At 67.1% G+C, this 990-nt stretch carries 1 protein-coding gene and 1 pseudogene; one reads left to right on the top strand and one right to left on the bottom strand.

The features are described from left to right. Nucleotides 1-309: pseudogene (locus NKF06_RS20660) on the bottom strand (cobalamin-binding protein); the annotation flags it as partial. A 260-nt stretch (nucleotides 310-569) separates the two neighbouring features. Between NKF06_RS20660 and NKF06_RS20655 the strand changes: the two are divergent. After that, nucleotides 570-990, top strand: a 421-nt coding sequence (locus NKF06_RS20655) for a TFIIB-type zinc ribbon-containing protein (protein WP_305882057.1), incomplete at its 3' end; no start/stop codon positions are given.

Raw genomic sequence — 990 nt, 5'->3', positions numbered from 1 at the left:
CGCCGCGGACGTCGCGAGACGACGGAACGAGTCGACACTCGGCGAGCGTCGCGGCGCGACGTGGAACACGTCGTAGCCGCGGTCGCGGGCCGCCGCCGCGACGTCCGACTGGAGGTCGTCGCAGGTGCAGACGGCGTCGGCGTCGAGTTCGTCGACCCGGTCGAAGTCGGGGTTCAGCCAGCCGCCGACGACCGGCTTGTCGGTCGGCGAGTGAACGGTCGCCCCGACGACGTGAGCGTCGAGACCGGCGGCATCGAGGATAGCCGTCGCGCTCGGCGCGAGCGAGACGACGCGGGGGTGGGCGGCCATGCGTAGTCGTGGTAACGCCCCTTCGAGAAAAGTATGTATCGCGTCACGGCCGACGGGAAGCCGCCGCTGACCGGTGAATCGCCGAATCCCTCACGAACCTCAATTATCCGTGTGACCGTCTCACACGTACAAACGACGCCGCTGGCCGAAAGCGATACCAAACCATTTATGCGGTCGTCTGCGGTTGCTGGTGTTACGGACAGCATCCGGGTTCTAGCCGCCTCTAACCACCCCATCCCGGAGCACCCGCCGTCGTATCCATGAGTGAACGAATCTGGACCCGAAACCCCGGCGCACAGGAGCAGGAACGAAACACGCAGAACGGCCGACAGGAGGCCGAAACCGAACAGGAAGACACGAAGGGCGATACGCTGCAGTGTCCCGAGTGCGGCGGTCACGTCGTCACCGACGACGAACACGGCGAGACCGTCTGTAACGACTGCGGCCTCGTCGTGACCGCAGACTCCGTCGACCGCGGCCCCGAGTGGCGCGCGTTCGACGCCCGCGAGAAAGACGAGAAGTCCCGCGTCGGCGCGCCGACGACCAACACGATGCACGACAAGGGTCTGTCGACGAACATCGACTGGCGCGACCGCGACGCGTACGGGAACTCCCTCGGCGCGCGCCAGCGCCAGAAGATGCAGCGGCTCCGCACGTGGAACGAGCGGTTCCGCACCCGCG

Origin of the sequence: Haloferax sp. AB510, from assembly GCF_024136985.1 — an archaeon.
Lineage (GTDB): Archaea > Halobacteriota > Halobacteria > Halobacteriales > Haloferacaceae > Haloferax.
Note: the sequence above shows the minus strand (reverse complement) of the source record. Positions and strands in the feature narration are given on the sequence as shown.